Here is a 25361-nt window from a genome sequence, read left to right on the forward strand (position 1 = left end):
CTTGTTATTTAATTCACGTTTTAACAAAAAATATTAAACAATTGTCGATTGTCCAATACTAACATTGTCATTATTAAAATACAGTAAATCATCTTTACTGAAGATAAAATTAGAAACAAACTCACCTACTTCGTTTGTACCGAATTTTGAATCTGGTTTTAAATCAACTGTAACTACCTTGTATTCAATTGCTTTTTCTACCGCTTTAAAAATCACATTGGCTTCTTTAGTTAATCCAAAATGTTCTAACAAAAGAGCTGCTGCTAAAATAGAAGCAATCGGATTTGCAATATTTTTTCCTTTAGCTTGCGGATATGATCCGTGAATTGGTTCAAACAAAGCATTTTTTTCTCCTAAAGACACAGATGGCAGCAAACCAATAGATCCTGTAATCACACTAGCTTCATCAGATAAAATATCTCCGAACAAGTTTTCAGTCAAAATCACATCAAATTGTTTCGGATTTAAAATCAGTTGCATTGCTGCATTATCCACAAATAAGAAATCAAGTTTAACATCTGGATAACCTTCGCTCACTTTCTGAACAACCTTTCTCCACAATCTTGAAGTTTCCAAAACATTTGCTTTGTCTACCATTGTTAACTTTTTACGACGTTTTTGAGCCGATTTAAAAGCTAAATGTGCAATTCTTGTAATTTCTTCTTCTGAATATTCACATAAATCTGAAGCATGCGTCCCTTCTTCATTAAGTGTTTTTGTTCCAAAATAAGCTCCACCAGTTAATTCTCTAAAAATGGTAAAATCTGCTCCTTCAATAATTTCTCTTTTTAAAGGAGAAGATTCTATTAAGGCTTTATAAGGTTTTATAGGACGAATATTAGCGAATAATCCTAATTCTTTTCGCAGCTTCAGCAATCCTTGTTCTGGACGAACCTTTGCATTTGGGTTATTATCGTACTTAGGATCTCCAATACCTCCAAGCAAAACTGCATCTGTATTCAAACACAGATTCAAAGTTTGTTCTGGTAAAGGATTTCCTGTTTTATCGATAGCAACCGCTCCCATCAGGGCTTCTTCAAAAACAAATTCGTGATTGTACACTTCGCCAATGGCATACAAAGCTTTTTTAGCTTGTAAAATTACTTCAGGCCCAATTCCATCTCCTGGTAAAACTGCAATTTTTAAATTCATAATCCCTCGCTATTTATGTCTTTAAATCCTTATTGTTCCTAGTTTATTTTTGAAATATTAACTTCTGATTAATTCACCTTCTATTTTAGAAGCTTCAATAATTTGGTGGATATCTGCGTCTACAACTTCTTTTTTAATATCAGCGAATTTCAAGAACTCTATGTAAACGATATCTAATTGTGTTTTTGTTAATTCGTAACCTACTTTTTTAGCACGGTAAGCCAAAGCAGCTCTTCCGCTTCTAGCTGTTAGAATAATTGAAGATTCATTCACTCCAACATCTAACGGATCCATAATCTCGTAAGTAGCTCTGTTTTTAATCACACCATCTTGGTGAATTCCAGAACTGTGTGCAAAAGCATTTGCTCCTACAATTGCTTTATTTGGCTGAACAATCATTCCCATACTTTCAGAAACCAAACGACTCATTTCGTTCAATTCTCTTGTATTGATGTTTGTATCTAAATTTAAATAAGGATGTTGTTTGAAAATCATAACCACTTCTTCAAGCGCTGTATTTCCAGCTCTTTCTCCAATACCATTTATAGTACATTCAATTTGTCTAGCACCATTAATAGCACCTGCAATTGAGTTTGCAGTAGCCATACCTAAATCGTTATGACAGTGGCAAGAAAGAATTACGTTTTCAATTCCTTTTACGTTTTCTTTTAAGTATTTTATTTTTGCTCCATATTCTTCAGGAAGACAATATCCAGTTGTATCTGGAATATTTAATACAGTAGCTCCAGATTTGATAACTTCTTCACAAACTTTTGCTAAGAATGCATTATCTGTTCTACCAGCATCTTCTGCGTAGAATTCTACATCTTCTACATACGATTTTGCATGTGCTACAGCGTATTTTGCTCTTGCAATAATATCTTCAGGCGTAGTATTTAATTTGTGGAGGATATGAGATTCTGAGGTTCCGATTCCAGTATGGATTCTAGGTCTTTTAGCATGCTTTAAAGCAGCTGCAGCAACATCTATGTCATTTTTTACGGCTCTTGTTAGTCCGCAGACAGTTGCATTTTCTACAATTTTACAAATCTCAGAGACCGATAAAAAATCGCCCGGACTTGACACAGGAAAGCCTGCTTCGATGATATCAACCCCCATTTTGTCTAGTCGTTCTGCGATAACTAATTTTTGCTTAGTATCTAACTTGCATCCTGGAACTTGTTCACCGTCGCGTAAAGTGGTGTCAAAAATTTGAACTTTCTCTCTATTCATATTCATTTATTTAATGTAATTTCACATCTTGATAACAAATATATATTGTACTATCGCAGTACGAAATTCATTTTAATGAAATTATACTGTTCATAAAACGATTTATACCTAATTAACTATTTTATTATCAATAAGTTACATTATTATTTTTTACAATGGCTAACCATCAAAAAGATTTCTTATTTGTTTTAATCAAATCACTTTCGAAATCAGAAAAAAGACAGTTTAAAATTTTTGCAAGCCGATTAGAGACGAGTTCAAACACAAAATTTATCGAATTATTCAATATTCTGGATAAATCTGAAGTGTATGATGAAAAACTCATTCTTAAGAGCGGTGTCATTCAAAAAGTACAGCTATCTAATTTAAAATCATACTTATACAAACAAATCTTAGTAAGCATACGATTGAATATTCCTAGCCAGAATATTCGCTATCAGCTTCGTGAGCAAATGGATTTTGCTGTTATTCTTTATAATAAAGGATTATACAAACAGAGTTTAAAGATTTTAGACAAGACCAAACAACAAGCGCTTGAGAATGATGAAAAATATATGGCGTATGAGATTGTAGAATTCGAAAAACTAATCGAATCGCAATATATTACCCGAAGTATTCAAGGTCGTGCTGATGAATTGGTTATTCAGGCGAAAGAATTAAACTATAGGAATACGATTTCAAGTAAATTATCGAATTTATCACTTCAATTGTACGGCATCATGTTAAAAACAGGTTACGTAAAAAGTGATGAGGAATATAAATATATTGATGATTATTTTAATAGACATGTAGCGAAACTAGATGAAAGTAAATTTGGTTTTAGAGAAAAATATTGGTTTTACAACGCTAGTCTTTGGAGAAGTTTTCTTGTTCAGGACTTTTTGGCCAGTTACAAATTTGCCTATAAATGGGTAAAATTATTCTATGACAATCCAAATATGATTTATCTAAATCCTGTATTTTTTCTGAAAGGAAATCATTATTTCTTAGAATCACTTTATATGTTAAAGTATAAATCGAATTTCAAGAAATATTTAAATCTTTTAGAAGAAACAATTGCTGATCCAAAATTCCCTGTAAATGATAATATTGCATCCCTTTCGTTTCTATACGTTTATAACAACAAATTAAATCTACATATTTTAGCAGGAACATTTGCAGAAAGTGAATATTTGATTCCTGAAATTTTAAATAAACTAAAAATACACAGCGAGCATCTTGACGAACATCACGAAATGTTGTTTTTCTATAAAATTGCTTCGATTTATTTTGGTGTCGAGAAATACAATGAATGTATCAATTACCTAGATAAGATCATCAACAACAAGAACTTAACAATGCGTGAAGATCTTATGTGTTTTGCTAGATTATTATCTTTAATTGCTCATTATGAATTAGGAAAAGATTATTATTTAGAAAATCATTTAAAAAGCACGTATAAGTTTCTACTGAAAATGAATGATTTGCATGAGGTTCAAAAAGAAATCATCAAATTCTTAAGAAACCTTAATAATTTTTACCCGGCAGACATTAAAAATGAGTTCAAAAAAATGCGTACTCGTTTTATAGAACTCGAAAAGAATACTTATGAAAAAAGAGCTTTCTTATATCTGGATATTATTTCTTGGTTGGAAAGTAAAATTGAAAACAGAAAAATTGCTGATATTATAAAGGAAAAAGCGAAATTGAACAATAGATAGGTTTTAATTCAATTAAGGCTTTACACAACAAAACCCGACAGATTTTAAAAACCTGTCGGGTTTATTGCTTATAAAATCAAATTTTAAAAATTAGAAATCTGCAGTTCTTTAAATACTGCTTTAGTTATATCTTTTCTACAGTTTCCAAAATTCGTTTTATTGTTATTTCTCCTTTGTAAAAGTCTTGTAGCAAAAAAATAAGTTTCGTTTTTCTTCTCTACATAACCTACCCACCAGCCAATATTAAAACCATTTTCGCGAGTCCATCCAGTTTTTGAATGAATCTTATAATTTTGATTTTCTTCGCTAAGCATTACTTTTTTAACAATTTGTATGTTTCTTTTAGAAAATGGAAGTTTCTCATCATATAGCTTTTTTAAAAACTCGACTTGATTAAGAGGAGAAATTCCAAATTCACCAAAGTTCCAAAAATCACTGTCTTTTTGAGAGAGATTTATATTTCCATAATCGCACAATCCCAAGTATTTTTCATACTTCTCTTTACCAATCCGCTTTGCTAATTCTATAAACACCCAGCCAGCAGAAACGCTAAAAGCTTCTTTTACTGTCATATCATGATAGATTTCTGGACGATAACCATACTTTATTGTATCTGTTTTTCCAATCCATTTCACGATATCATTTTCACTTTTAATCGTTTTAGTTTCAAGAGCAATAAGAAGATTAGTAATTTTAAATGTAGAAGCTGGCAATGTCTGTACATTAACATCTAATGTATCAGACAGAATCCATCTGTGTCTAGCATTATCATAAACAACAATTGAACCTGTAACACCGCAGGAATCAAAATATTTTTTAAAATCCTGACGAACAACTACTGTGTCTTTTACATCTACCAAAAAGTCGTTTCTTTTCTTGCCACTAGACAAACCCGAAATCAACATTATGCTTGATAGAATTAAAAGTACTTTGTAGCTCATTCTTTATTTCAAATAATTAAAACTTTATTCTACAATATTAGAAGTAGTCACATAGAAGTTTTTATCTACTTCTAAATTTCTTTCTTCGTTTGTTGTTTTAATAGACTGCCATTCTGTAGTCGGTTTCAACATAGTTTCAACGCCATTAACTTTAACTTTAACTGGCATATCGAATTTAGAAACACAATTTGTCCAGTGATATCCTAAAGTGCCATTTTTAAACATATATTCAAGAACAGGAATTTTAGTTGTGGTCAAATACTGTGCGTAAACTCTATTGAAATTAATTCCGGACTGATCATTAATATAATCTTCAATTTGTTTAGAAGTAACTGTTTGATGATAAAACGTTTTATTCAAACCTCTTAAAATTGATTTCCATTTTGCATCATCTTTGATAATCTGACGAATAGTATGCAACATATTCGCTCCTTTTGGATACATATCACCAGATCCTTCATTATTTACGTCATAATGACCGATAATTGGTTTGTCGTTTTCGATGTTTTTTCTGCATCCAATTACATATTCTGCTGCAGCTTCTTTTCCATAATAATATTCAATGAATAGACTTTCTGAATAGTTTGTAAAACTTTCGTGAATCCACATATCAGCAATATCTTTATACGTAATATTATTTGCAAACCATTCGTGACCAGATTCATGAATAATAATGAAGTCAAATTTTAATCCCCAACCTGTACCACTCAAATCGTTTCCTAAATAACCTTTTTTATATTGATTCCCGTAAGTTACAGAACTTTGGTGTTCCATTCCTAAATAAGGAACTTCAACTAATTTATAACTGTCTTCATAAAACGGGTATGGTCCAAACCAACTTTCAAAAGCTTTCAACATTTTCGGAGCGTCTTTAAAATGTTCTTTAGCCAAAGCCAAATTATCTCTTAAAACATAGTAACTGCAATCTAAGTTTCCTTTTTCTCCTTTAAAAACTTCAGTAAAATTTACATAATCTCCAATATTAATGTTTACACCGTAATTATTGATTGGATTAGAAACATACCAATTAAACGTTTTGGTACCATCCTTTTCTTTTTTAACGCTTTTTAATCTTCCGTTAGAAACCTCAGTTAAATCTCCTGGAACATTTACACTAATTAACATGTTTTCTACTTCATCATACATATGATCTTTACATGGCCACCATACACTTGCGCCTAAACCCTGACATGATGTAGCAATAAAATCTTTTCCGTTTTTATCTTTTTTCCACGAAAACCCTCCATCCCACGGCGCTTTAACTGCTTCTTTTGGTTTTCCTTCAAAAGAAACTATAATTTCCTTAGTATCACCAACTTTTTGCTTTTCATTTAAAGTGATAAAAAAAGCATTTCCATCTCTTTCAAACTTCAAATCCTTTCCATTCTGAGTCACTTTTGTGATCTTCATTGGTTCCTGCAAATCAATCTGCATTCTGTTATTTTCTGTCAAAACAGTATAGCGAACTGTATTTGAACCTGAAATAAATTTTTCTGCCGGATTTACTTTAACATCTAAATGATAGTATTTCAAATCCCACCAAGCTCTTTCTTTAGTAATACTTCCACGTAAAGTATCCTGATGTGTAAAAACAGTTTCTGACTTATTCAAAAGTCCTTGGGCATTGGCAGTAAAACCAGCTAAAAACGCGATAAATGCGCCACAAAAGTATTTTTTCATTATTTATAAGTTTGAAATAAATAAGGTAATTAAACCGAAGTAATCTTTAACAAATGTAAACATTCGGATCAAATTTTTTAAATTTTTATGATTTTAAGAATTACAAAGGATATTTAAATTCATTATTCTTCTCTATTTTAGTGGTTTCAAAACTTTAGACTTCATAATATGAGATTTGATGCTGTTGTTTCTTTTTTGTTTGTGATGTTTTCTACAATTGCAAATTCACAAATAGTTACTATTCACAAAACTAAAAACACAATCGAAATTGATGGCGATTTAAGCGATTGGGAAATTCCATTTCTAGGCCCATTTGTTATTCATGATTCAGGAGAGAAAGCCGCTCAAAACACATTTGTATCTTTTTTATGGGATGATAAAAATCTCTACATTGGCTATAACTGCACAGATTCTACTATCATTGGAAAACCTCAAAAAAAAGATGCACAAATTTTTTACACGGATGATTTGGTTGAAATTTTTATTGATCCAGATGGAGACGGACAAAATTATCTTGAAATTGGTGTAAACGCTTTTTCAACAAATTACGATCTACTTTTGAAATGTATTTCACCAGAATGTGGAGGCTGGAAAACAGTAATAGATTTTAATATTATTGGGATGAAAACAGTAAGTAAAATAAATCCCGAAGGTTATACGGTTGAAATTAAAATCCCATTTTCAAGTCTTGAAAGAATAAAAAACGGAGGGTTTCTAAAACCAAAAATTGATACAAAATGGAAAGCAAATGCCTTTAGAATTGATTACGGCAAAACCATTGAATATCTTGCTTTGCAACCATATAAAAGTTCTAAGTTCGGTTTTCACCAGCCTGAAGAATTTGCGGTTTTTGAGTTTGTAGAATAGTTTTTACTTCATTGAAAACTGCTGCAATTCTGTCACTTTAAAATACTCAGCATTGTCAGATAAGTAACTAAAAGAGGCGTTCATTCTTTTCATTCTATAAACTTCAAAAATAGATTTATTCCGTACAAAATATATATTGCTATAAAATTTATTATCTAAGCTCCCATAAAGTGTATATATATCTAAAAACATTGAAATCCCTTTTTTTAACATTGTGGCATTCAAAAATTCTTTTGGGAGAAAAATATCTAAGAAAACATCATCATCTACGTACAATTCCCCAGTACTTTCATTTATAGGATAAAAATTACCATAAGGAGATCTTTCCAAAAACAAAATCATCCTCTGTCCAGCCTTTAATTCCTTCATTCTTGGATCACAAAGCCATTCTTTCCAGATAGCTACATTAATTTTCGTGCTTGATTTTCCTTTAATAAATTGACTTATAGTGAACTCATATTCATTTTTAGAAACTTTAGAAATTGTTCCATCAACAATCAAAACAGCTCTAGAAACAACTAACGAATAGGGCATTACATTTTTCTTAAATCCGTAATTAAAAACAGAATAAAGGAGTAGCAATAAACAAAAATGTAGTCTCATAAAGTTCTTATTAAGAAACTAAAAGTACCGTTTTTTTTTTAGATATAAGACATAAAAAAATCGCATTATGACAACCATAATACGATTTAATTTATTTAAAAGAAAAAGTAAGACGATCTATTTCTGACGTTTCTTTAAAACTTCAACAACATCGTTTAGTTGATACCCTTTTGCCTGCAATAAAATTAAGTAATGAAATAACAAATCGGCACTTTCGCTAAGGAATAAATCGTCGTTATCATCTTTTGCTTCAATAACTACCTCTACCGCCTCTTCTCCAACTTTTTGGGCAATTTTATTAATTCCTTTTTCGAATAAAGAAGCTACATAACTTTTCTCTGAATCAGCATTTTCTCTTCTGGTTTTGATTGTATTTTCTAATTGAGAAATAAAACCATAATTAGCATCATTTGGTTCTTGCCAGCAAGTATCTGCTCCTGTGTGACAAGTTGGCCCGACTGGTTTTGCCTGAATCAAAAGTGTGTCACCATCACAATCATTTTTAATACTTACTAAGTTTAAGAAATTTCCACTCTCCTCACCTTTTGTCCAAAGTCTTTGTTTGGAACGGCTAAAGAAAGTCACTTTTTGTGTTTCAATTGTTTTTTGAAGCGATTCTTCGTTCATATAACCCAGCATCAAAACATTTTTTGTTTCAGAATCCTGAATGATAGCTGGAATTAATCCGTGTGCACTTTTGATATCGATTTCCATGTCTATTTTAGATTTTAGAGTTCAGATTACTGAACTTATATTGATTTTTGATATTGTAATTGATATTGAAAATTTTACAACCTTACTTCAATATCGTTATTTCTTAACTCTTGTTTCAAAGCTTTAATCTCGATTTCTTTAAAGTGAAAAACACTTGCCGCCAAAGCTGCATCTGCTTTTCCTTCTTTAAACGAATCTACGAAATGTTGTATATTTCCAGCACCTCCAGAAGCAATAATTGGAATATTTACTAATTCCGAAAGTTTAGCCAAAGCTTCGTTTGCAAAACCATTTTTAGTTCCATCATTATCCATCGAAGTGAATAAGATTTCTCCAGCACCACGTTCTGCGACTTCAACAGCCCAATCAAATAAGTTTAATTCTGTTGGTACTTTTCCGCCCACTAAATGCACAATCCATTGTCCGTCAATTTGCTTGGCATCGATTGCAACGACAACGCACTGACTTCCAAATTTCTGAGCCAAATCATTAATCAATTGTGGATTTTTAACTGCCGACGAATTGATTGAAACTTTATCTGCTCCGTTGTTCAGCAGAATATCAACATCTTCTACAGACGAAATTCCCCCACCAACTGTAAACGGAATATTGATTTTTTCTGCCACGCTACGCACCATATTTACAAGTGTTTTACGTCTTTCTTCAGTTGCCGAAATATCTAGAAAAACCAATTCATCCGCACCTTCAGCCGAATAAATTTCAGCCAATTCTACTGGATCGCCAGCGTCACGTAAATCAACGAAATTTACGCCTTTTACGGTTCTTCCGTTTTTTATATCTAAGCAAGGTATAATTCTTTTTGCTAACATTTTTTTTAATGTGTTAATTAGAAAATTAGTCAATTAGATAATTATTCTTTGTCACGCGTAAATTATCTAATTATCAAATTTTCTCATTTTCTAATTATAAAAACCTCAAGTTGTTTTAAGGAAATTCTTCCTTCGTAAATTGCCTTCCCAATGATGGTTCCTTCACAACCTAATTCAGCTAATTTTGGTAATTCGTCGAAAGTTGAAATCCCTCCTGAAGCGATTAGTTTTATGCCTTTTGCTTCTGCTAAGATTTTGTCGTATAAATCAAAACTTGGTCCCTGTAGCATTCCATCTTTTGCGATATCTGTACAGATAACATACTGAATTCCTTTAGATTGGTAATCCTGAATAAATGGCACCAAATCTTCATTTGATTCTTCTAACCAACCAGAAACGGCGATTTTTTCATCTTTGGCATCAGCACCTAAAATAATTTTTTCTGTTCCATATTCAGAAATCCATTTTTGGAAAATGGCTCTGTTTTTTACAGCAATACTTCCGCCAGTAATTTGATTTGCACCGCTTTCAAAGGCAATTCTCAAATCATCATCCGATTTTAAACCTCCACCGAAATCAATTTTTAAGTTGGTTTGTGTTGCGATTTGTTCTAATATCTTATAGTTGACAATTTTACTTGATTTAGCTCCGTCAAGATCTACTAAATGCAGATATTCGATTCCGTGTGCTTCAAATGATTTCGCCACTTCAAGCGGATTTTCATTGTATATTATCTTGGTATCATAATCACCTTTGGACAAACGAACACATTTTCCTTCAATGATATCTATGGCTGGTATTATTCTCATTTTTATTATTTTAGATTTCTGATTTTAGATTTTAGATTTTTCTAAAATTGAAATTTTGATTGATTTTGAAATTGTTATTGAATTGGAATTTTACATTTTTAAGAAGTTCCCGAGGATTTTCTCGCCGACATCTCCACTTTTTTCTGGGTGAAACTGAGTTCCGTAAAAATTATCTTTTTGTAAAGCCGATGCATATTCAATATCATAGTTGGTTTTAGCAACTGCATATTCGCAATCTGGCGCGTAAAAACTGTGAACCAAATACATGTACTCATTTTCAGAAATATCTTTAAACAAATCGGTTTTTAAATCATAAATCTGATTCCATCCCATTTGTGGCACTTTTACGTTGTTTGAAAATTTCAAAACATCAACATCAAAAATCCCTAAACCTTCTGTATTTCCTTCTTCGGTTTTGTTACACATTAACTGCATTCCCAAACAAATTCCTAATACAGGTTGTTTCAATTGTGGAATCAAACTATCCAAACCGCTTTCGCGAAGTTTTGTCATTGCCGAACTCGCCTCCCCAACTCCTGGAAAAATCACTTTATCTGCCGATTTAATTTCCTCAGGATTATTGCTCAAAACTGCTTTGAAACCTAGTCTTTCAATAGCAAACATAATGCTCTGAATATTTCCTGCTCCGTAATTTATAATTACTATTTTCATTTAATTTTTGTTTTTTTTTGTTTCAGGTTTCAAGTTTCAGGTTGCTCTTCAGAACATGAAACTCGAAACTTCAAACAAATTTTACTTTACAGATCAGTATAATGAGCTATCATTTTGTTTACCAATCCATCTTCATTAAAAAACATTACTTCAATCGCCTTTTTGTCCATGATAGATTTATAATATAATGCTACTGAATTTACACCTGCCGTAACATCAATTAGTTCAAAATGCAAATCTGGAAATTTTGCAAGTGCCTTACTCCAATACTCTTTAACCTGTATCTTCCCTTGAAGCGAACCACTTTCAATTCCTCCTGCCAATTTAATCATTGGTGTTGTAATTTCAAGATCGTCAGAATAATGACTCATAACATCTTCTAAATCATGAGAATTCCAAGATTCTATCCATGTTTTTGCAAATTCTTTCGCTTCCATAAGTTTTGTTTTTGTTGGCTTTAAGTTTCAGGTTTTGTTGAGCAACTTGAAACTTGAAACAAATTTTACAACATACCTTTAGTTGAAGGTAAAATCATTTTTTCTGTATCTCTTTTTACGGCTACTTTTATCGCTTTCGCAAAAGCTTTAAAAATTGCTTCTATTTTGTGATGTTCGTTGATTCCTTCAGCTTTGATATTTAAGTTCGCTTTTGCTCCGTCTGTGAATGATTTAAAGAAATGATAGAACATTTCTGTTGGCATTTTACCTACCATTTCACGTTTGAATTCCGTTTCCCAAATTAACCAATTTCTTCCACCAAAGTCAATTGCAGCTTGTGCTAAACAATCATCCATTGGCAAGCAAAATCCGTAACGCTCGATTCCAAGTTTGTTTCCTAATGCTTTTGCGAAAACTTCTCCAAGCGCAATCGCTGTATCTTCAATTGTGTGGTGTTCATCTACTTCTAAATCGCCTTTTACAAGGATTTCCAAATCCATTTGACCGTGACGCGAGATTTGATCCAACATATGATCGAAAAACGCAATTCCAGTATCTATTTTACTTTTTCCTGTTCCGTCAAGATTTAAATTGATATAAATATCCGTTTCATTTGTTTTTCTTGTAATCGATGCTGAACGTGCTTCTAACTTTAAAAACTCATAGATCTTTTTCCAATCCATAGTTTGTAAAGCGATTGTCTCGTTCAATTCTTCACGTTTTGATGAAATCTCAGTACTTCCTGCCCCATCTGTATCGTTCATGAAAATCGCTTTTGCGCCTAAGTTTTTAGCCAATTCAACATCCGTTAAACGATCACCTAAAACAAAAGAATTTTCTAAATCATATTCTGGATTATTCAAATATTTCGTCAACATTCCAGTTCTTGGTTTACGTGTTGGCGCATTTTCTTCTGGAAAAGTTCTGTCAACAAAGATTTCATCAAAAACAATTCCTTCATTTTCAAACGCTTTTAGAATGAAATTTTGCGTTGGCCAAAATGTATCTTCTGGAAAACTATCTGTTCCTAATCCGTCTTGATTGGTTACCATTGCTAATTCGTAATCCAACTCATTTGCAATTTTAGCTAGATATTGAAACGCTTTTGGATAAAATTCTAATTTATCTAAGCTGTCTAATTGATAATTTTCTGGTTCTAAAACAATCGTTCCATCACGATCGATAAAAAGTACTTTTTTCATATTTTTTTTTGTTCTGCCACAGATTTCACGGATTTAATGGATTTTTCTTTTTGCCACGAATTACACAAATTTCACTAATTCAATTCGTGCAAATTCGTGTAATTCGTGGCAAAAAATATACACAAACAGAATAAAAAAATCATTTTAATCTGTATAATCTGTGGCTTTATTTTTTTTAACTCAATGATTTTAATTCTCTAATCACAACCGCATTTTCTTCTTTTGTTCCGATTGTAAAACGAAGACAATTTTCACATAAAGGTTGTGTAGTTCTGTTACGAATTACAATTCCTTTTTCAATTAATTGATCGTATCTTTTGTTTGCATCATCCACTTTTGCTAAAATAAAATTCGCTTCTGTTGGATATACTTTTTCAACAAAATCAACTTCAAGCAAAACTTTAAGTAATTCTTCTCTTTGCTCAATAATAGAAGCTATTTCTTGTTTTATTTTTTCAGAATCTTTTAAACGTTCGATTGCTCTTTGTTGTGTTAATTCGTTTACGTTATAAGGCGGTTTGATTTTGTTTAAAATTGAAATCACAACTTCAGAAGCATAACAAATTCCTAAACGAATTCCGGCTAAACCATAAGCTTTAGAAAGTGTTTGCGTAATCACTAAATTTGGATAAGCATCGATTTCTGTGAGCCAGCTTTCTTTCTCTGAAAAATCAATATAAGCTTCATCAATCACTACCAAACCTTTAAAATTTTGAAGCAATTTGACCACGCTTTCATCTGAAAAAGAATTTCCTGTTGGATTATTTGGCGAACATAAAAAGATGATTTTTGTATTCTCATCAACTGCTTCAAGAATTTTTTCTACTTGTGGTTGAAAATCTGTAGTTAACAAAACTTCTCTGTTTTCAACAGCATTAATATTAGCTAAAACTCCATACATTCCATAAGTTGGTGGCAACGAAATGATATTGTCTTTATTAGGTTCACAGAAAGCTCTGAAAAGTAAATCCAAAACTTCATCGCTCCCGTTTCCTAACAAAATCTGACTTTGTTTGGTTAAATTGTTTTTAGCCAAAATCGCTTTAACCGAATTCTGTTGCGGATCTGGATAACGATTTACTCCATTTTGATACGGATTTTCATTCGCATCCAAAAATATCATTTCGGCTGTATTAAAATCTTCAAACTCATCTCTTGCAGATGAATACGGTTTTAAAGATTTTACATTTTCACGTGTTATTGTATTTATATCGAAGGTACTCATTGTTGTTGTTTTTTGACTTTAAGAAGAAAAAGGCAAGAGAAAAGACTTCTCATCTTACTTATTTAACATCTTTCTTCTTGCTTCTTTTCTCTTTCTTTTCTTACTATAAACTTTTTAATCTTAAGGTCACAGCATTTTTATGCGCCTGTAAACCTTCGGCTTCAGCCATTGCTTCAATTGCTTTTCCGATGTTTTGAATTCCTTTTTCTGAGATTTTCTGAAAAGTCATTGATTTCATAAAGCTATCTAGATTTACACCACTGTAATTCTTAGCATAACCGTTTGTTGGCAAAGTATGATTGGTTCCAGAAGCATAATCACCAGCGCTTTCCGGAGTATAATTCCCAATGAAAACAGAACCAGCATTTACGATTCCGTTGCAATAGAAATCATCGTATTGTGAACAAATTATAAAGTGCTCAGGACCATATTCGTTGATTAAATCTAAAGCGGTCTGATCATTTTCCACATAAATCAATTTCGAATTTTCAATCGCTTTTTCTGCAATTGCTTTTCTTGGAAGGACTTCTAATTGAGCTTGTACTTCTTTTTCTACCTCTTCAATCAGTTTTTTTGACGTCGAAACTAAAATCACCTGACTGTCTGTTCCGTGTTCTGCTTGAGACAATAAATCTGAAGCAACAAATGATGGGACTGCAGTATCATCAGCTACAATCAATAATTCCGAAGGTCCGGCCGGCATATCAATGGCAACTCCAAATTGGGTTGCCAGTTGTTTTGCAACCGTTACAAACTGATTTCCTGGACCGAAGATTTTATAAACTTTAGGAATTGATTGAGTTCCAAAAGTCATTCCCGCAATAGCCTGGATTCCTCCAACTTTTAGAATTTTAGTGACACCACATAAATTTGCTGCATACAAAATTGCTGGATTAATTTTACCTTTTTTGTCTGGCGGAGAACATAATACAATTTCTTTACAACCAGCAATTTCAGCAGGAACAGCCAACATCAAAACAGTTGAAAACAAAGGCGCCGTTCCTCCAGGAATATATAAACCAATCTTTTGAATTGGTCGTTTTTCCTGCCAACAGTTTACACCTTCAATTGTTTCTACTTCAATACGATCCGTTTTTTGTGCTTTGTGAAATTTGTAAACATTATCTTTAGCCAATTGAATTGCTTCTTTTAATTCATTTGGAATCAATTGGATTGCTTCTTCAATTTCTTCTTTTGAAACCTCATAATTATCTTGAGAAATTCCATCAAATATTGAAGTGTATTTTGCAACCGCTTCATCACCTTTTTTCTGTACTTCTCTAAAGATTTCTTTTACCGTAACCTCAATATCGTCAATAGTTTGGGTTGGTCTTTTTAATATATCTGACCAGATTTCTGGTTTTGGATTGTTTATTTTATTCATAATATTTCATATTAAATTCCAAAGCTTTAAATCCCAAATTCCAATTCTTTATCTAAAAAAAACGCCAAGCTCTCAAAGCTGTAATCTTAAAATTGGAATTTGGAATTTAAAAATTGAAATTTCTTTTATAGTACCATTTTCTCAATTGGGCAAACTAAAATTCCTTCTGCTCCCACTTCTTTTAATTGATCAATTACATCCCAGAAAGTATCTTTATCGATTACAGAGTGAACGCTGCTCCAACCTTCTTGTGCCAAAGGAAGAACGGTCAAACTTCTTAAAACCGGAAGGATTTTTCCAACGGCATCAATTTTGTCGTTTGGTACGTTCATCAGGATGTATTTTGAATTTCTAGCTCTTAAAACTGCCTGAATTCTAAATTTTAAAGTATCAATGTGTTTTTGAATTTCTGGAGAAACTTTTGGAGAAACCGCTAAAACTGCTTCACTTTTTAAGATTACTTCAACTTCTTTTAAATTGTTTTTAAAAAGTGTACTTCCACTTGAAACAATATCCACAATGGCATCTGCAAGACCAATATTTGGAGCGATTTCTACTGAACCTGAGATTTGGTGAATGTCTACTTTTAAACCAAATTTATCAAAATATTCATTAACTGTGTTTGGATAAGAAGTTGCAATTCTAAGGTTTGCTAAATCCTGAATTGAATTGTATTCGAATGTTTTAGGAACTGCTACTGAAACTTTACATTTAGAAAAACCAAGTTTTTGAACTACTTCAATTCCTTTTCCTTTTTCTACCAAAAGATTATCTCCAACAATAGCTAAATCCACCACTCCATCAATTAAGTATTGAGGAATATCTGAATTTCTCAAGTATAAAACTTCAAGAGGAAAATTAGACGCTTCTGCTTTTAACTGATCTATTCCGTTGTTGATTGAAATACCACAGTCTTTTAGAATTTGGATACTGTCTTCGTTTAAACGACCCGATTTTTGAATTGCAATTTTTAAAGTACTCATTTTTTTAGTTGTTTGTTGGATTAATAGTTTGAGTACAAAGAATTGGTATAAAAAAACCCGTTTGATGTACTCAAACGGGTTTTAAAATATGATGATTTACACACATACCATTAACACATCGCTTGAGAGCAATAATGTAAATGATGATGATGTAATTGATTTGAAATCATTGTTTGGTTTGTTTTATAATTCTTTGAATCGGTTGCAAATATACTAGATAAAATATTTAAAAAGCAATTTTTATTTTAACTTAACGATAGTTTATTGTTAAAAAACTTTTTACATCGTCTTATGTTTAATAATTTGAAAATTACTTTAACGTATTTTCCAAATCATCGAAAACCAATAACACTTTAGTTCCTTTTCCGATTTCGCTTTCAATTTTAAATTTGACCTGAAGCAAATCAGTCATTCTTTTCACAATAAATAATCCAAGGCCTGTTCCTTTTATTTCAGAATGATTCAACGAATCTGATCTAAAAAATGGATTCAAAATCGACTCTAAATCTTTCTTGGCAATTCCAATTCCCTGATCTGAAATAGTACAGTTAATTTTATCCTTTTCTCTTGATAAAGAGATTTTAATTTGACCATCCGTTTTTGAATATTTTACTGCATTTGAGATAATATTACGGAGAATTGTCACTACTAAAAAAGTATCTGAAAAGGTATAAAAATCATCTGGAGTTTCTAAAACCACATTAAGATTTCCAGTCTTTATTTTCTCCGAATTCAAGGTCAGAACATCTAAAATCACAGCGTTTAAATAAACCGTTTCTTTAAGAATATTCTGTTTCTGATTCTCAAAACGAGCCATCATTAACAATTGATCTACCAATGAATTTAAATGATCCACTTCATTAATGCAGTAATTTATTTTCTCTTCGTACTCCTTACTATCTCGAGGTTTACGTATTAACACTTCAAGTGTTCCTTTAATAACGGTTAAAGGTGTTCTTAGCTCATGTGAAGCATCTGAAGTGAACTGTTTTTCACGCTCAATTGCATCTTCAATTCTATTCAATAAATTATTGATTGTTTTGGAAAGTGTAAACAACTCATCTCTCGTTTTTGGCAGTGGAATCCGTGCTGTAAGATTATCTTTTGTGATAACTTTCGAAGTCTGAATAATATCATTTATAGGCTTTATACTTCTTCCAGCAAAAAATCTTGCAAGGAAAAATAAAATTAAAAGAATGATGGGAAAAGTTATCATTAAAGTATCCATCAGATTGTCTAAAACTTTAGACGAATCCGAAAGCGACATTGCAATAATCAAATAGCCAATTCTTTTTGATTTTACATCTAATGGCACCTGAATCTGACGAATTTTATTCCCTAATAATTTGGTATCAAAAAGCTGAAAATAGTCTTTGCTTTCATGAAAAATCAACTTTTCATTCTTCAAATTTGGAGACTTTTCGATTATTTTTTTGTTCAAATCCAAGAACTGAACAAAAACAGGATTTACATCGACAGAATTATGTTCTCTTTCCTCCCATTCTTCAGCATCCATAAAAATAACAACACCATTTTCAATTTTTAATTCCTTTAAATGATCTTGAACTTCTATGTTTAGGTTTTCATCAATATGATTATAAACTGTAAGCTTTACAATGAAATAAATAGCAGAGAATACGGCTAAAACCAAAAGTCCGGTTCCTACAATATAATTTAAGGCAATTCTATTTTTAAAAGATAATGATGTCATTTTTAATCATTGGCGATATACCCAATGCCGCGAATAGTTTTTATATAATCTTCTTCAATTTTGAGATTCAGTTTCTTACGAATAGCATTCATAAAAACATCTATAACTCCTGTATCATACTCAAAGTTTATTTCCCAAACATCTCTTAGAATCTGATTTCGTGTACAAACTTTACCTTTATGCTGAATCAGATATGCAAGCAATTCAAACTCACGTTGTGTAAGAGCTATTTCTTCAGTATCCTTTAAAACAATATGCTTAGACAAATCCATTGTAATGGTACCCAATGTAAGTGTTTCTGTTTGTTTTTTGTTTCTAAAGTGAACTTTTATACGTTCCACTAATTCTTCAAAACTAAAAGGTTTTTTAATATAATCATTTGCTCCTGCTTTTAAACCTTCAATCGTTTCCTGAACAGTATCTTTTGCGGTTAAAAAAATTATTGGAGTTTGTTGATCTTTAACTCTTATCGCTTTACAAAGGTCAAGTCCGTTAATTTTTGGAATCATCCAGTCTAAAAGAATCAAATCAAACTTCTGACTCTGAACCAGCTCAAAACCTTTAGAACCGTCATGAGCAGTGGTTACCTGATATCCCTCTTCTTGTAAACCTTGTTTAAGAAACTGAACAATTCCTAATTCATCTTCAACTATTAAAATATGCATTTATCGTGTCTAATTTAAGATTTGCAATCATTTTTTATCTTCCAAAGATAGAGAATTCAGCACTTTAAAATGAAAGAAATTACATCTGTATTGAAATATTTGACATCTTAAGCAAACATTAAGTTAGCATTAAGTAAGGTTAAAGTTGAACTTAATCTGGCGTTAATGAATCAGATTTAATTTTGTAAAAAAAATATTAGATGACTTTTTATAAAAAACTTTCGCCTTTTTACAATCTAGCCCTATTGTACTTTATTGTAAGTTTCGTACTGAGAATAGTCTTACTATTTCACCCAATTACACAAAGTTCTTTTACTTTTTCTGAAGATCTGAAAATCTTTGTATTAGGAATTGGATCAGATTTTTTTGTATTTGTATTAGCTGCTGCTTTTCTATGGCTGTACCTTATTTTTATTTCCAATTCGAAATACAATAAACCTTACGGATATTTCATTCTAACAGGCTTTGTAGCTTTGCTGATTTACACTGCATCTGGTAAAAGTATTTTTGATGAATACGGCGGAGCTTTACCAAAGATTGTTTTGATCTTTGTTTCAATAAAAACAGTACTCTTTTCCGTTTTTCTTTTTCTTCCAAAACATCGTGACAAAATAAGATTCTGGCTTTTTACATTTGTGATCTTTTTATATGTCTTATTGATTCTTCAAAATGCAATAAGTGAATTTTTCTTTTGGAATGAATTTGGAGTAAAATATAATTTTATCGCCGTAAACTACCTTATCTATACCAATGAAGTTATTGGCAACATTATACAGTCTTATCCTGTTGTTCCAATATTTTTTGCATTATTTATTGTTACGGCAATTATTACTTATTTTATTGTAAAGAACTCACGAAAGTATATTGACGAAATTCCAACTATTTCTGAGAAACTAAAAATTTCAGCAATTTACTGTACCTTATTCGTTTCGTCATTATTTGCAGTTCCAGGTTTGGCAAAAACAGAAAATTCTAAAAATATCTTTGTCAACGAATTACAGTCTAACGGAATTTATAAATTCTATCTGGCTTTTCAGAATAACAAACTAGATTATTTTAAATTTTACAAAACTATTCCGGATCAAAAAGCTTTTGCGCTACTAAAAGAGCAGATACCTTCAATTTCAGGAAACAACACTATACAAAACGTTAAAAATGATTCTATCGAGAAACGTAAAAACGTTGTCTTAATCACTGTTGAAAGCCTAAGTGCAGACTTCATGAAAATGTACGGAAACGAACAAAACTTAACACCTTTTCTAGATAGTTTAGCTCAAAAAAGTCTTTTGTTTACCAATCTTTACGCTGCAGGAAACAGAACTGTTCGTGGCCTTGAGGCAGTAACTCTATGCTTGCCACCAACTGCCGGTGAAAGTGTTGTAAAGAGAGAAGACAATAAAAACAAGTTTTCTACAGGATCCGTTTTTCGTAAAAAAGGTTACAATGTAAAATTCATGTACGGTGGAGATGCTTTCTTCGATAACATGCAGGATTTTTATACTGGAAATGGTTATCAGATTGTTGACAAATCAAACTTTTCTGAAAAAGAAATCACCTTTTCTAATGTGTGGGGCGTATGTGATGAAGATATGTACAATAAAGCGATTAAAATCATGAACGAAGAGGCTAAGCAAAACAAACCGTTTTTTAACCATATCATGACGGTTAGTAACCACAGACCATTTACTTATCCGAATAACAAAATTGATATTCCCGGAAATATTAAATCACGTGATGGAGGTGTAAAATATACTGATTATGCATTAAAACAATTCTTTACTCAAGCTAAAAAACAACCTTGGTTCAACAATACTGTTTTTGTAATCGTTGCAGATCACTGCGCTTCAAGTGCTGGAAAAACAGAACTTCCATTAGATAAATACAGAATTCCCGCATTAGTTTATTCTTCAGATATAAAACCTGAAAAATACACGAAGTTAATGTCACAAATTGATTTGATGCCAACCGTGTTTGGTTTACTGAATTTTGATTATGAAAGTAAATTTTTCGGTCAGGATGTTTTTAAACCAGATTATCAGCCAAGAGCTTTAATTGCAACATATCAAGATTTAGGTTTGATCAAAGACAACACTTTAACCATTTTATCTCCAAAACAGCAAATTAAACAGTTTCAATTAAAACTTAATGAAAAGAATGGCATTGCTCCTGAATTTCAAATCTACTACGATCAAATTCCTTTAAAATCTGAGAATACAAATTTAGCAGACCAAACCATTTCATATTACCAAGCCGCTTCCTATGTTTTAAAGAAAAAAGAATATCAGCTCAATAACTTAAGTTTAACAGCAAAAAATAATAAACTATACGCCAAGGTTCAATAAGAACATAAAAAAAGCCTCAGATTCTATTAAGGAATTTGAGGCTTTTTTGTTTCGGTTCAACTTGAAAACTTAAACTTTAAATTAATCATTCTGATTTCTCATTCCAAATAAATCTCCTTTTTGGAAAAGATCCCAATCTTCTTTTAAAGCTTTAGCGTTTCTTTTTGTAACCTCTGGAGAATCTAAATCACTTAAATCCGGTTTTCCTGCATTTACCCATGCTGTATACCAGAAACTTGCTGTTGCTGTAATTGCTTTTCTCATTTGACTCTCCACCATACCGTTTAGCTGTTCATGCAGTTTTTTAGCATATTCATCAGAGAAAACAGCTGTATTGTATTTGCTTTTTAAAACCTTTCCATCAGCATCCATTTTAAAAACTTGATTTTCAGGAGTAGCTGTTCTAAGTTTCTTATCGATATCCAACAAAGGCTGTGCTAAACTGTGTGTATCATTAATCATATCCCAAATTGCTTTATGAACATCGTCATAGTGATGCGCATAAGGTACATTTAACTTATAATTTTTAGCAAATAACTCAGGAAGTCTGCTTTCCCAAAGAGAATGAATTCCTTTTTGATCAGTCAATTGTCCGTCATGATTTGCAGAAGTATGTAATGGCATGTGTGCATCACCAATATAATGACCTAAATCTGCTGCTAAAAATAAGATCTCAGCTCTATTTTTATCTTTAAAAGCTTTCGTTAATTTCGCCATCATATCTTCAATATACCAAGGTAAAATTCCATTATCGCTTAAAAATTTGGCATCATACTTTTTCTTAGCTTCTTCTAAACTTTGTGGAAAACTATCAGCAGGACCAAAGTTTTCCATATCAAAATAATGTCTCGGACCTTCTTCTTTATAACTTAAAGCATATTTGCGGATATCTGGTACTGAAGCTTCCTGAGTAATAAAATCAATATGGTTATAAAAGAAAGTCTGAAGTGGATAAGGCAAAGCCATTACAGCGGCTTTATTAATTCTTTCATGGCCAACAATTCCCCAGGATAAAGTAAAAAAACCAATAATTAAAGCACCAATTGCTATTAATCTTGGGTTCGATTTGAAGTTTTTCATTTTTGTTTTTTTATTAGAGGGAGCAAATGTACCTTATTTATGGATAATTCAAAGTATAACCTTCTAACTTTATGTAAATTTAATTTTTTATGGTTTTTAAACTATATAAGTGACATAAGTTCATGTAAAGAAGATTTTCTTTCGTAAGTTTGTTAATGGACTAAACCTTAAAAAACATGCGCTTTACTTTTTTAAACGTACTATTGTTTTTGTCGACTATTTGCTTTGCTCAGGATGTTGACATAAAACCTAAAAATGTTAGTGACACTATATTAAATTCCAAAAGAGCACTTAGATTTTCGGATCCTTTTAACGAGGAAAGAATAATGCAGAAATTATTTCCTGGTAAATTATATCATCTTCCAGATAAAAACACTTTTGTAAGCTGGACTTGTAAAACTTGTAAACCTGCTCCTTTTATTGATGTAAATGGTGTAGAAGGCGATCAAATGTTTCCTTATACTAATGGTGTTGCTACGAGACTTTTAGCAAACATTGATTATTCTGATTCTAAAGAAAATAAATTTAAAATAATTGCTTTTAATCATTCTGTACATGATGAAGATGGATTGCAAACCGGTCGTTTTTCTGGTGGTTTATTAGGACTGGCTAAATTTGCAAAAAACGGAAAGATTTGGGAAATGAAATCTTTTCAGCCTGCTGTTACAGCTTTTGGAGCTTTTGCACAATGTCCTACTCCAAAGATTGTAGAAATTGGAGAAGATCAATTTGCTTTTACGTTATCACATATTAATGGCGGTGCTGGTGGTCCATATGAAGGTTATCTTTATCTTGTTGCTGGATTTGATGGAAAATATCAAATCATCATGGAAGTTTCTTCTTATCATTTAACAAATGTTGCCAGCCTAAATTGGTCAGGTTCCTATAAAGTTGCAGATGATGGCGTAAAAAAACATTTTAGAGATATTATTGTTACCACTAATGGCACTTTTAATAAAGAGGCAAAAGCAGAAGATGAATTTGAAGCTCCAATTCCGCAAGAAATAGCAGAAATGGCAAAAACTAAAACTAAATTTGATTTTACTATTGAAAGACGCTATACTTTTAAAGGAAAGTCATATCATATGATAGGAAAATCTGTTGTTAAATTTTCGAACGTAAAATAAATTCTAACTCAAATAAAGAATTGACAACAAGGCCAAAACAGCAATAAAAATCCAAAGAAAAACACCTTGTAACAAAGGCTTTACTCCTACCGTTTTTAAAGTCGTAAAATTTAAAGTTGCACCAATTAAAAACAAAGTAATGGTTAATCCAATTTTTGCAATACCAACAATGTGTGAAGCAAAAATATTTATTGATGGAACATACGTATTCAAAAGCATAGCAACGATAAACAACCCAATAAAATAAGGAATTTTGATTTTAGAATTCTTGTTTTTAAAGAGAAAAGCTGTTATCAATGATATTGGAATAATCCATAAAGCTCTTGCTAGTTTTACAGTTGTGGCTACCTGCAATGCTTCAGCACCATATTTATTGGCTGCTCCAACAACAGAACTTGTGTCATGAATAGCAATGGCACACCACAATCCGAAATCTTTCTGGGATAAATCTAATTGATGCCCGATGAAAGGAAAAACAAATAAAGCAATCGAATTCAGTATAAAAATAACGCCTAAAGCAACAGATGTCTGACTTTCATTTGATTTAATAACGGGTGCAATTGCTGCAATTGCACTACCTCCACAAATAGCTGTTCCACAAGAAATTAAATGCGATGTTTTTCTTTCGGTTTGCAACCATTTCCCTAAAAGAAAACCAAAAATCAATGTACTAAAAATTGAAAGCACCGTTAAAACAAAGCCTTCTTTTCCAACAGAAACGGCACTATAAGCATTCATTCCAAATCCTAAACCTACAACAGAAAATTGTAAAAGAAATGTGATTGCTTTATGATTGAATTCTACAAACGGATTTCCAAACACATTCACAATAACAACTCCAAGTAAAAGTGCGATTGGAGGAGAAATGATAGAAAATAAACATAGAACAATGACTGCTAAAAAAAGAGCTTGTTGTAAGGAATGATTAATTTCAAATAATTGAACTGTGGTTTCTTGTTTTGTTTTCAAAATAATGGGTATTGTTATTTACCCTGCAAAGTTCTATCGTTTATCTTGAAAACGCCAATCGTAAATTACAATCGACTATAACTTCAAGTTATAATGAGAAGCCAAATTTTGAATAAATAGTTCTGATAAGGAATCAGATTTACCTTGTAAAGTTATAACATAAAAGAATCTTTCTACAGATAATTTCTCAACATCTAAAACAATCAATTCTTTGTTTTTCAATTCCTTACTTACAGCATGAATTGACATAAAAGCAAAACAATTTGAATTTAACAAATAAGATTTAATGCTTTCTGTACTTCCTAACTGCATTTCAATTTGTAAATCGCTAAATTTCAATCCTGCTTTTTTCAAAGCAAATTCTATAACTTCAAGTGTTCCAGATCCACGTTCACGAGTTATGAACTTCATTGATTTTAAATCATTTATCGAAATTTCATTCTTTTTTGCTAATGGATTTGTATGGTTGCAGACCAAAACCAACTCATCTTTCAAAAACGGAATGTATTTTATAGATTGATTTTTAGACTGTCCTTCTACAATTCCGATTTCAATTTCTTTATTAATTAAAGCATTTTCAATTTGTTCTGTATTCCCATTCAACAAATTGACTTTTATATCTTTTTGTTTTTGATGAAAACTAGCCAAAACTGGAGAAATAATATATTGTGAAATGGTTGTACTTGCTCCTAATCGTAATAAACCTTGACGTTCTTTATTGAAAGAACTCATTTCAAAATCTATTTCGCGATAGATATCGAAAATACTTTTAGTATATTTTAGAAGTATTTTTCCCGCTGGAGTTAAAGCGATTTTAGAACCGTTTCGCTCAAAAAGTTTGGTTTTATAAGTTTCTTCTAATTCTTGAATATGCTTAGAAACTGCTGGCTGAGTAATGTATAATTCCGTTGCCGCTTTAGTAAAATTAAGACGGAGCGCAACAGTGTAAAATACTTTTAACCTAAAATCCATGATCATAAATTTTTAATTCGTAATTCACTTTCCTCCGTGCTATTTTTTTGTAATAAAATAATT

The 25361-nt window shown here is 31.5% G+C and carries 23 protein-coding genes; 4 read left to right on the plus strand and 19 right to left on the minus strand.

Features of this window, described 5'->3' with window-relative positions:
• Positions 1 to 33: 33 nt before the first annotated feature.
• Together leuB and NQQ59_RS00860 are read right to left on the minus strand one after the other, a co-directional pair.
• Positions 34 to 1152 carry a 3-isopropylmalate dehydrogenase gene (leuB, locus tag NQQ59_RS00855; RefSeq protein ID WP_144212775.1) on the minus strand — a complete coding sequence of 373 codons (1119 nt, stop codon included), beginning with the start codon at positions 1150 to 1152 and terminating at the stop codon, positions 34 to 36.
• 57 nt (positions 1153 to 1209) lie between these two features.
• Positions 1210 to 2385, minus strand: coding sequence for a 2-isopropylmalate synthase (locus NQQ59_RS00860; RefSeq protein ID WP_144212777.1), 1176 nt, complete (start codon positions 2383 to 2385; stop codon positions 1210 to 1212).
• 155 nt (positions 2386 to 2540) lie between these two features.
• On the opposite strand from NQQ59_RS00860, the gene NQQ59_RS00865 reads away from it, so the two are divergent.
• Positions 2541 to 4085: a hypothetical protein gene (locus tag NQQ59_RS00865; RefSeq protein ID WP_144212779.1), complete on the plus strand. Its 1545-nt coding sequence runs from the start codon at positions 2541 to 2543 to the stop codon at positions 4083 to 4085.
• 83 nt (positions 4086 to 4168) lie between these two features.
• Here NQQ59_RS00865 and NQQ59_RS00870 read toward each other — a convergent pair whose 3' ends face one another.
• Both NQQ59_RS00870 and NQQ59_RS00875 read right to left on the minus strand, forming a co-directional pair.
• Complete coding sequence (locus NQQ59_RS00870) at positions 4169 to 5026, minus strand: class D beta-lactamase (RefSeq protein WP_144212781.1); 858 nt, start codon at positions 5024 to 5026, stop codon at positions 4169 to 4171.
• A gap of 24 nt (positions 5027 to 5050) precedes the next feature.
• Positions 5051 to 6706: a M1 family metallopeptidase gene (locus tag NQQ59_RS00875; protein ID WP_144212783.1), complete on the minus strand. Its 1656-nt coding sequence runs from the start codon at positions 6704 to 6706 to the stop codon at positions 5051 to 5053.
• Positions 6707 to 6874: 168 nt separating this feature from the next.
• Here NQQ59_RS00875 and NQQ59_RS00880 point away from each other — a divergent pair, with 168 nt between their 5' ends.
• Positions 6875 to 7573, plus strand: a complete 699-nt coding sequence (locus NQQ59_RS00880) for a carbohydrate-binding family 9-like protein (RefSeq protein ID WP_144212785.1) — start codon at positions 6875 to 6877, stop codon at positions 7571 to 7573.
• A gap of 3 nt (positions 7574 to 7576) precedes the next feature.
• Here the strand turns inward: NQQ59_RS00880 and NQQ59_RS00885 are convergent, their stop codons facing one another.
• From NQQ59_RS00885 to NQQ59_RS00940, 12 genes are all read right to left on the minus strand, one after another.
• The gene (locus tag NQQ59_RS00885) at positions 7577 to 8176 is read right to left on the minus strand and encodes a hypothetical protein (RefSeq protein WP_144212787.1); all 600 of its coding nucleotides are present in this window, start codon (positions 8174 to 8176) and stop codon (positions 7577 to 7579) included.
• 117 nt (positions 8177 to 8293) lie between these two features.
• A complete protein-coding gene (gene hisIE / locus NQQ59_RS00890) occupies positions 8294 to 8896 on the minus strand; it encodes a bifunctional phosphoribosyl-AMP cyclohydrolase/phosphoribosyl-ATP diphosphatase HisIE (protein ID WP_288251383.1) in 603 nt (200 codons plus the stop codon).
• 68 nt (positions 8897 to 8964) lie between these two features.
• Positions 8965 to 9720, minus strand: coding sequence for an imidazole glycerol phosphate synthase subunit HisF (gene hisF, locus NQQ59_RS00895; RefSeq protein WP_144212789.1), 756 nt, complete (start codon positions 9718 to 9720; stop codon positions 8965 to 8967).
• An 83-nt stretch (positions 9721 to 9803) separates the two neighbouring features.
• On the minus strand, positions 9804 to 10529 hold the full coding sequence (gene hisA / locus NQQ59_RS00900) for a 1-(5-phosphoribosyl)-5-[(5-phosphoribosylamino)methylideneamino]imidazole-4-carboxamide isomerase (RefSeq protein WP_144212791.1): 726 nt from the start codon (positions 10527 to 10529) through the stop codon (positions 9804 to 9806).
• A gap of 90 nt (positions 10530 to 10619) precedes the next feature.
• Entirely contained in the window at positions 10620 to 11201 is a 582-nt protein-coding gene (hisH, locus tag NQQ59_RS00905) for an imidazole glycerol phosphate synthase subunit HisH (RefSeq protein ID WP_144212793.1), read from the minus strand.
• 86 nt (positions 11202 to 11287) lie between these two features.
• Positions 11288 to 11638, minus strand: a complete 351-nt coding sequence (locus NQQ59_RS00910; protein WP_144212795.1) for a nuclear transport factor 2 family protein — start codon at positions 11636 to 11638, stop codon at positions 11288 to 11290.
• A 65-nt stretch (positions 11639 to 11703) separates the two neighbouring features.
• Positions 11704 to 12840, minus strand: coding sequence for a bifunctional histidinol-phosphatase/imidazoleglycerol-phosphate dehydratase HisB (gene hisB / locus NQQ59_RS00915; RefSeq protein WP_144212797.1), 1137 nt, complete (start codon positions 12838 to 12840; stop codon positions 11704 to 11706).
• 175 nt (positions 12841 to 13015) lie between these two features.
• Complete coding sequence (hisC, locus tag NQQ59_RS00920) at positions 13016 to 14065, minus strand: histidinol-phosphate transaminase (RefSeq protein WP_144212799.1); 1050 nt, start codon at positions 14063 to 14065, stop codon at positions 13016 to 13018.
• Positions 14066 to 14168: 103 nt separating this feature from the next.
• The gene (gene hisD / locus NQQ59_RS00925) at positions 14169 to 15449 is read right to left on the minus strand and encodes a histidinol dehydrogenase (RefSeq protein ID WP_144212801.1); all 1281 of its coding nucleotides are present in this window, start codon (positions 15447 to 15449) and stop codon (positions 14169 to 14171) included.
• Between the two features lie 125 nt (positions 15450 to 15574).
• On the minus strand, positions 15575 to 16432 hold the full coding sequence (gene hisG, locus NQQ59_RS00930) for an ATP phosphoribosyltransferase (RefSeq protein ID WP_144212803.1): 858 nt from the start codon (positions 16430 to 16432) through the stop codon (positions 15575 to 15577).
• A 310-nt stretch (positions 16433 to 16742) separates the two neighbouring features.
• A complete protein-coding gene (locus NQQ59_RS00935) occupies positions 16743 to 18143 on the minus strand; it encodes a HAMP domain-containing sensor histidine kinase (protein WP_144212805.1) in 1401 nt (466 codons plus the stop codon).
• A 2-nt stretch (positions 18144 to 18145) separates the two neighbouring features.
• Positions 18146 to 18808, minus strand: a complete 663-nt coding sequence (locus NQQ59_RS00940) for a response regulator transcription factor (protein WP_144212807.1) — start codon at positions 18806 to 18808, stop codon at positions 18146 to 18148.
• A gap of 200 nt (positions 18809 to 19008) precedes the next feature.
• On the opposite strand from NQQ59_RS00940, the gene NQQ59_RS00945 reads away from it, so the two are divergent.
• Positions 19009 to 21150, plus strand: coding sequence for an LTA synthase family protein (locus NQQ59_RS00945; protein WP_144212809.1), 2142 nt, complete (start codon positions 19009 to 19011; stop codon positions 21148 to 21150).
• 81 nt (positions 21151 to 21231) lie between these two features.
• On the opposite strand, the gene NQQ59_RS00950 is transcribed toward NQQ59_RS00945, so the two are convergent.
• The gene (locus NQQ59_RS00950) at positions 21232 to 22230 is read right to left on the minus strand and encodes a zinc dependent phospholipase C family protein (RefSeq protein ID WP_144212811.1); all 999 of its coding nucleotides are present in this window, start codon (positions 22228 to 22230) and stop codon (positions 21232 to 21234) included.
• Positions 22231 to 22406: 176 nt separating this feature from the next.
• Here NQQ59_RS00950 and NQQ59_RS00955 point away from each other — a divergent pair, with 176 nt between their 5' ends.
• Positions 22407 to 23357 carry a glycoside hydrolase family 68 protein gene (locus tag NQQ59_RS00955; RefSeq protein WP_144212813.1) on the plus strand — a complete coding sequence of 317 codons (951 nt, stop codon included), beginning with the start codon at positions 22407 to 22409 and terminating at the stop codon, positions 23355 to 23357.
• 3 nt (positions 23358 to 23360) lie between these two features.
• On the opposite strand, the gene NQQ59_RS00960 is transcribed toward NQQ59_RS00955, so the two are convergent.
• Positions 23361 to 24326 carry a YeiH family protein gene (locus tag NQQ59_RS00960; protein ID WP_144212815.1) on the minus strand — a complete coding sequence of 322 codons (966 nt, stop codon included), beginning with the start codon at positions 24324 to 24326 and terminating at the stop codon, positions 23361 to 23363.
• Positions 24327 to 24401: 75 nt separating this feature from the next.
• The gene (locus NQQ59_RS00965) at positions 24402 to 25298 is read right to left on the minus strand and encodes a LysR family transcriptional regulator (protein ID WP_144212817.1); all 897 of its coding nucleotides are present in this window, start codon (positions 25296 to 25298) and stop codon (positions 24402 to 24404) included.
• Positions 25299 to 25361 lie beyond the last annotated feature (63 nt).

The sequence above is a fragment of the Flavobacterium panacis genome, assembly GCF_024649945.1.
Lineage (GTDB): Bacteria > Bacteroidota > Bacteroidia > Flavobacteriales > Flavobacteriaceae > Flavobacterium > Flavobacterium panacis.

Excerpts from the sequence above, each read along its gene's own strand:
- NQQ59_RS00935 (WP_144212805.1), bottom strand. The coding sequence starts at position 18,143 with ATGACATCATTATCTTTTAAAAATAGAATTGCCTTAAATTATATTGTA.
- hisG (WP_144212803.1), bottom strand. The coding sequence starts at position 16,432 with ATGAGTACTTTAAAAATTGCAATTCAAAAATCGGGTCGTTTAAACGAA.
- hisH (WP_144212793.1), bottom strand. The coding sequence starts at position 11,201 with ATGAAAATAGTAATTATAAATTACGGAGCAGGAAATATTCAGAGCATT.
- NQQ59_RS00950 (WP_144212811.1), bottom strand. The coding sequence starts at position 22,230 with ATGAAAAACTTCAAATCGAACCCAAGATTAATAGCAATTGGTGCTTTA.
- NQQ59_RS00910 (WP_144212795.1), bottom strand. The coding sequence starts at position 11,638 with ATGGAAGCGAAAGAATTTGCAAAAACATGGATAGAATCTTGGAATTCT.
- leuB (WP_144212775.1), bottom strand. The coding sequence starts at position 1,152 with ATGAATTTAAAAATTGCAGTTTTACCAGGAGATGGAATTGGGCCTGAA.
- NQQ59_RS00880 (WP_144212785.1), top strand. The coding sequence starts at position 6,875 with ATGAGATTTGATGCTGTTGTTTCTTTTTTGTTTGTGATGTTTTCTACA.
- NQQ59_RS00885 (WP_144212787.1), bottom strand. The coding sequence starts at position 8,176 with ATGAGACTACATTTTTGTTTATTGCTACTCCTTTATTCTGTTTTTAAT.
- NQQ59_RS00860 (WP_144212777.1), bottom strand. The coding sequence starts at position 2,385 with ATGAATAGAGAGAAAGTTCAAATTTTTGACACCACTTTACGCGACGGT.
- hisB (WP_144212797.1), bottom strand. The coding sequence starts at position 12,840 with ATGAAAAAAGTACTTTTTATCGATCGTGATGGAACGATTGTTTTAGAA.
- NQQ59_RS00955 (WP_144212813.1), top strand. The coding sequence starts at position 22,407 with ATGCGCTTTACTTTTTTAAACGTACTATTGTTTTTGTCGACTATTTGC.
- hisD (WP_144212801.1), bottom strand. The coding sequence starts at position 15,449 with ATGAATAAAATAAACAATCCAAAACCAGAAATCTGGTCAGATATATTA.
- hisC (WP_144212799.1), bottom strand. The coding sequence starts at position 14,065 with ATGAGTACCTTCGATATAAATACAATAACACGTGAAAATGTAAAATCT.
- NQQ59_RS00940 (WP_144212807.1), bottom strand. The coding sequence starts at position 18,808 with ATGCATATTTTAATAGTTGAAGATGAATTAGGAATTGTTCAGTTTCTT.
- NQQ59_RS00965 (WP_144212817.1), bottom strand. The coding sequence starts at position 25,298 with ATGGATTTTAGGTTAAAAGTATTTTACACTGTTGCGCTCCGTCTTAAT.
- NQQ59_RS00875 (WP_144212783.1), bottom strand. The coding sequence starts at position 6,706 with ATGAAAAAATACTTTTGTGGCGCATTTATCGCGTTTTTAGCTGGTTTT.
- NQQ59_RS00945 (WP_144212809.1), top strand. The coding sequence starts at position 19,009 with ATGACTTTTTATAAAAAACTTTCGCCTTTTTACAATCTAGCCCTATTG.
- NQQ59_RS00870 (WP_144212781.1), bottom strand. The coding sequence starts at position 5,026 with ATGAGCTACAAAGTACTTTTAATTCTATCAAGCATAATGTTGATTTCG.
- hisA (WP_144212791.1), bottom strand. The coding sequence starts at position 10,529 with ATGAGAATAATACCAGCCATAGATATCATTGAAGGAAAATGTGTTCGT.
- hisF (WP_144212789.1), bottom strand. The coding sequence starts at position 9,720 with ATGTTAGCAAAAAGAATTATACCTTGCTTAGATATAAAAAACGGAAGA.
- NQQ59_RS00865 (WP_144212779.1), top strand. The coding sequence starts at position 2,541 with ATGGCTAACCATCAAAAAGATTTCTTATTTGTTTTAATCAAATCACTT.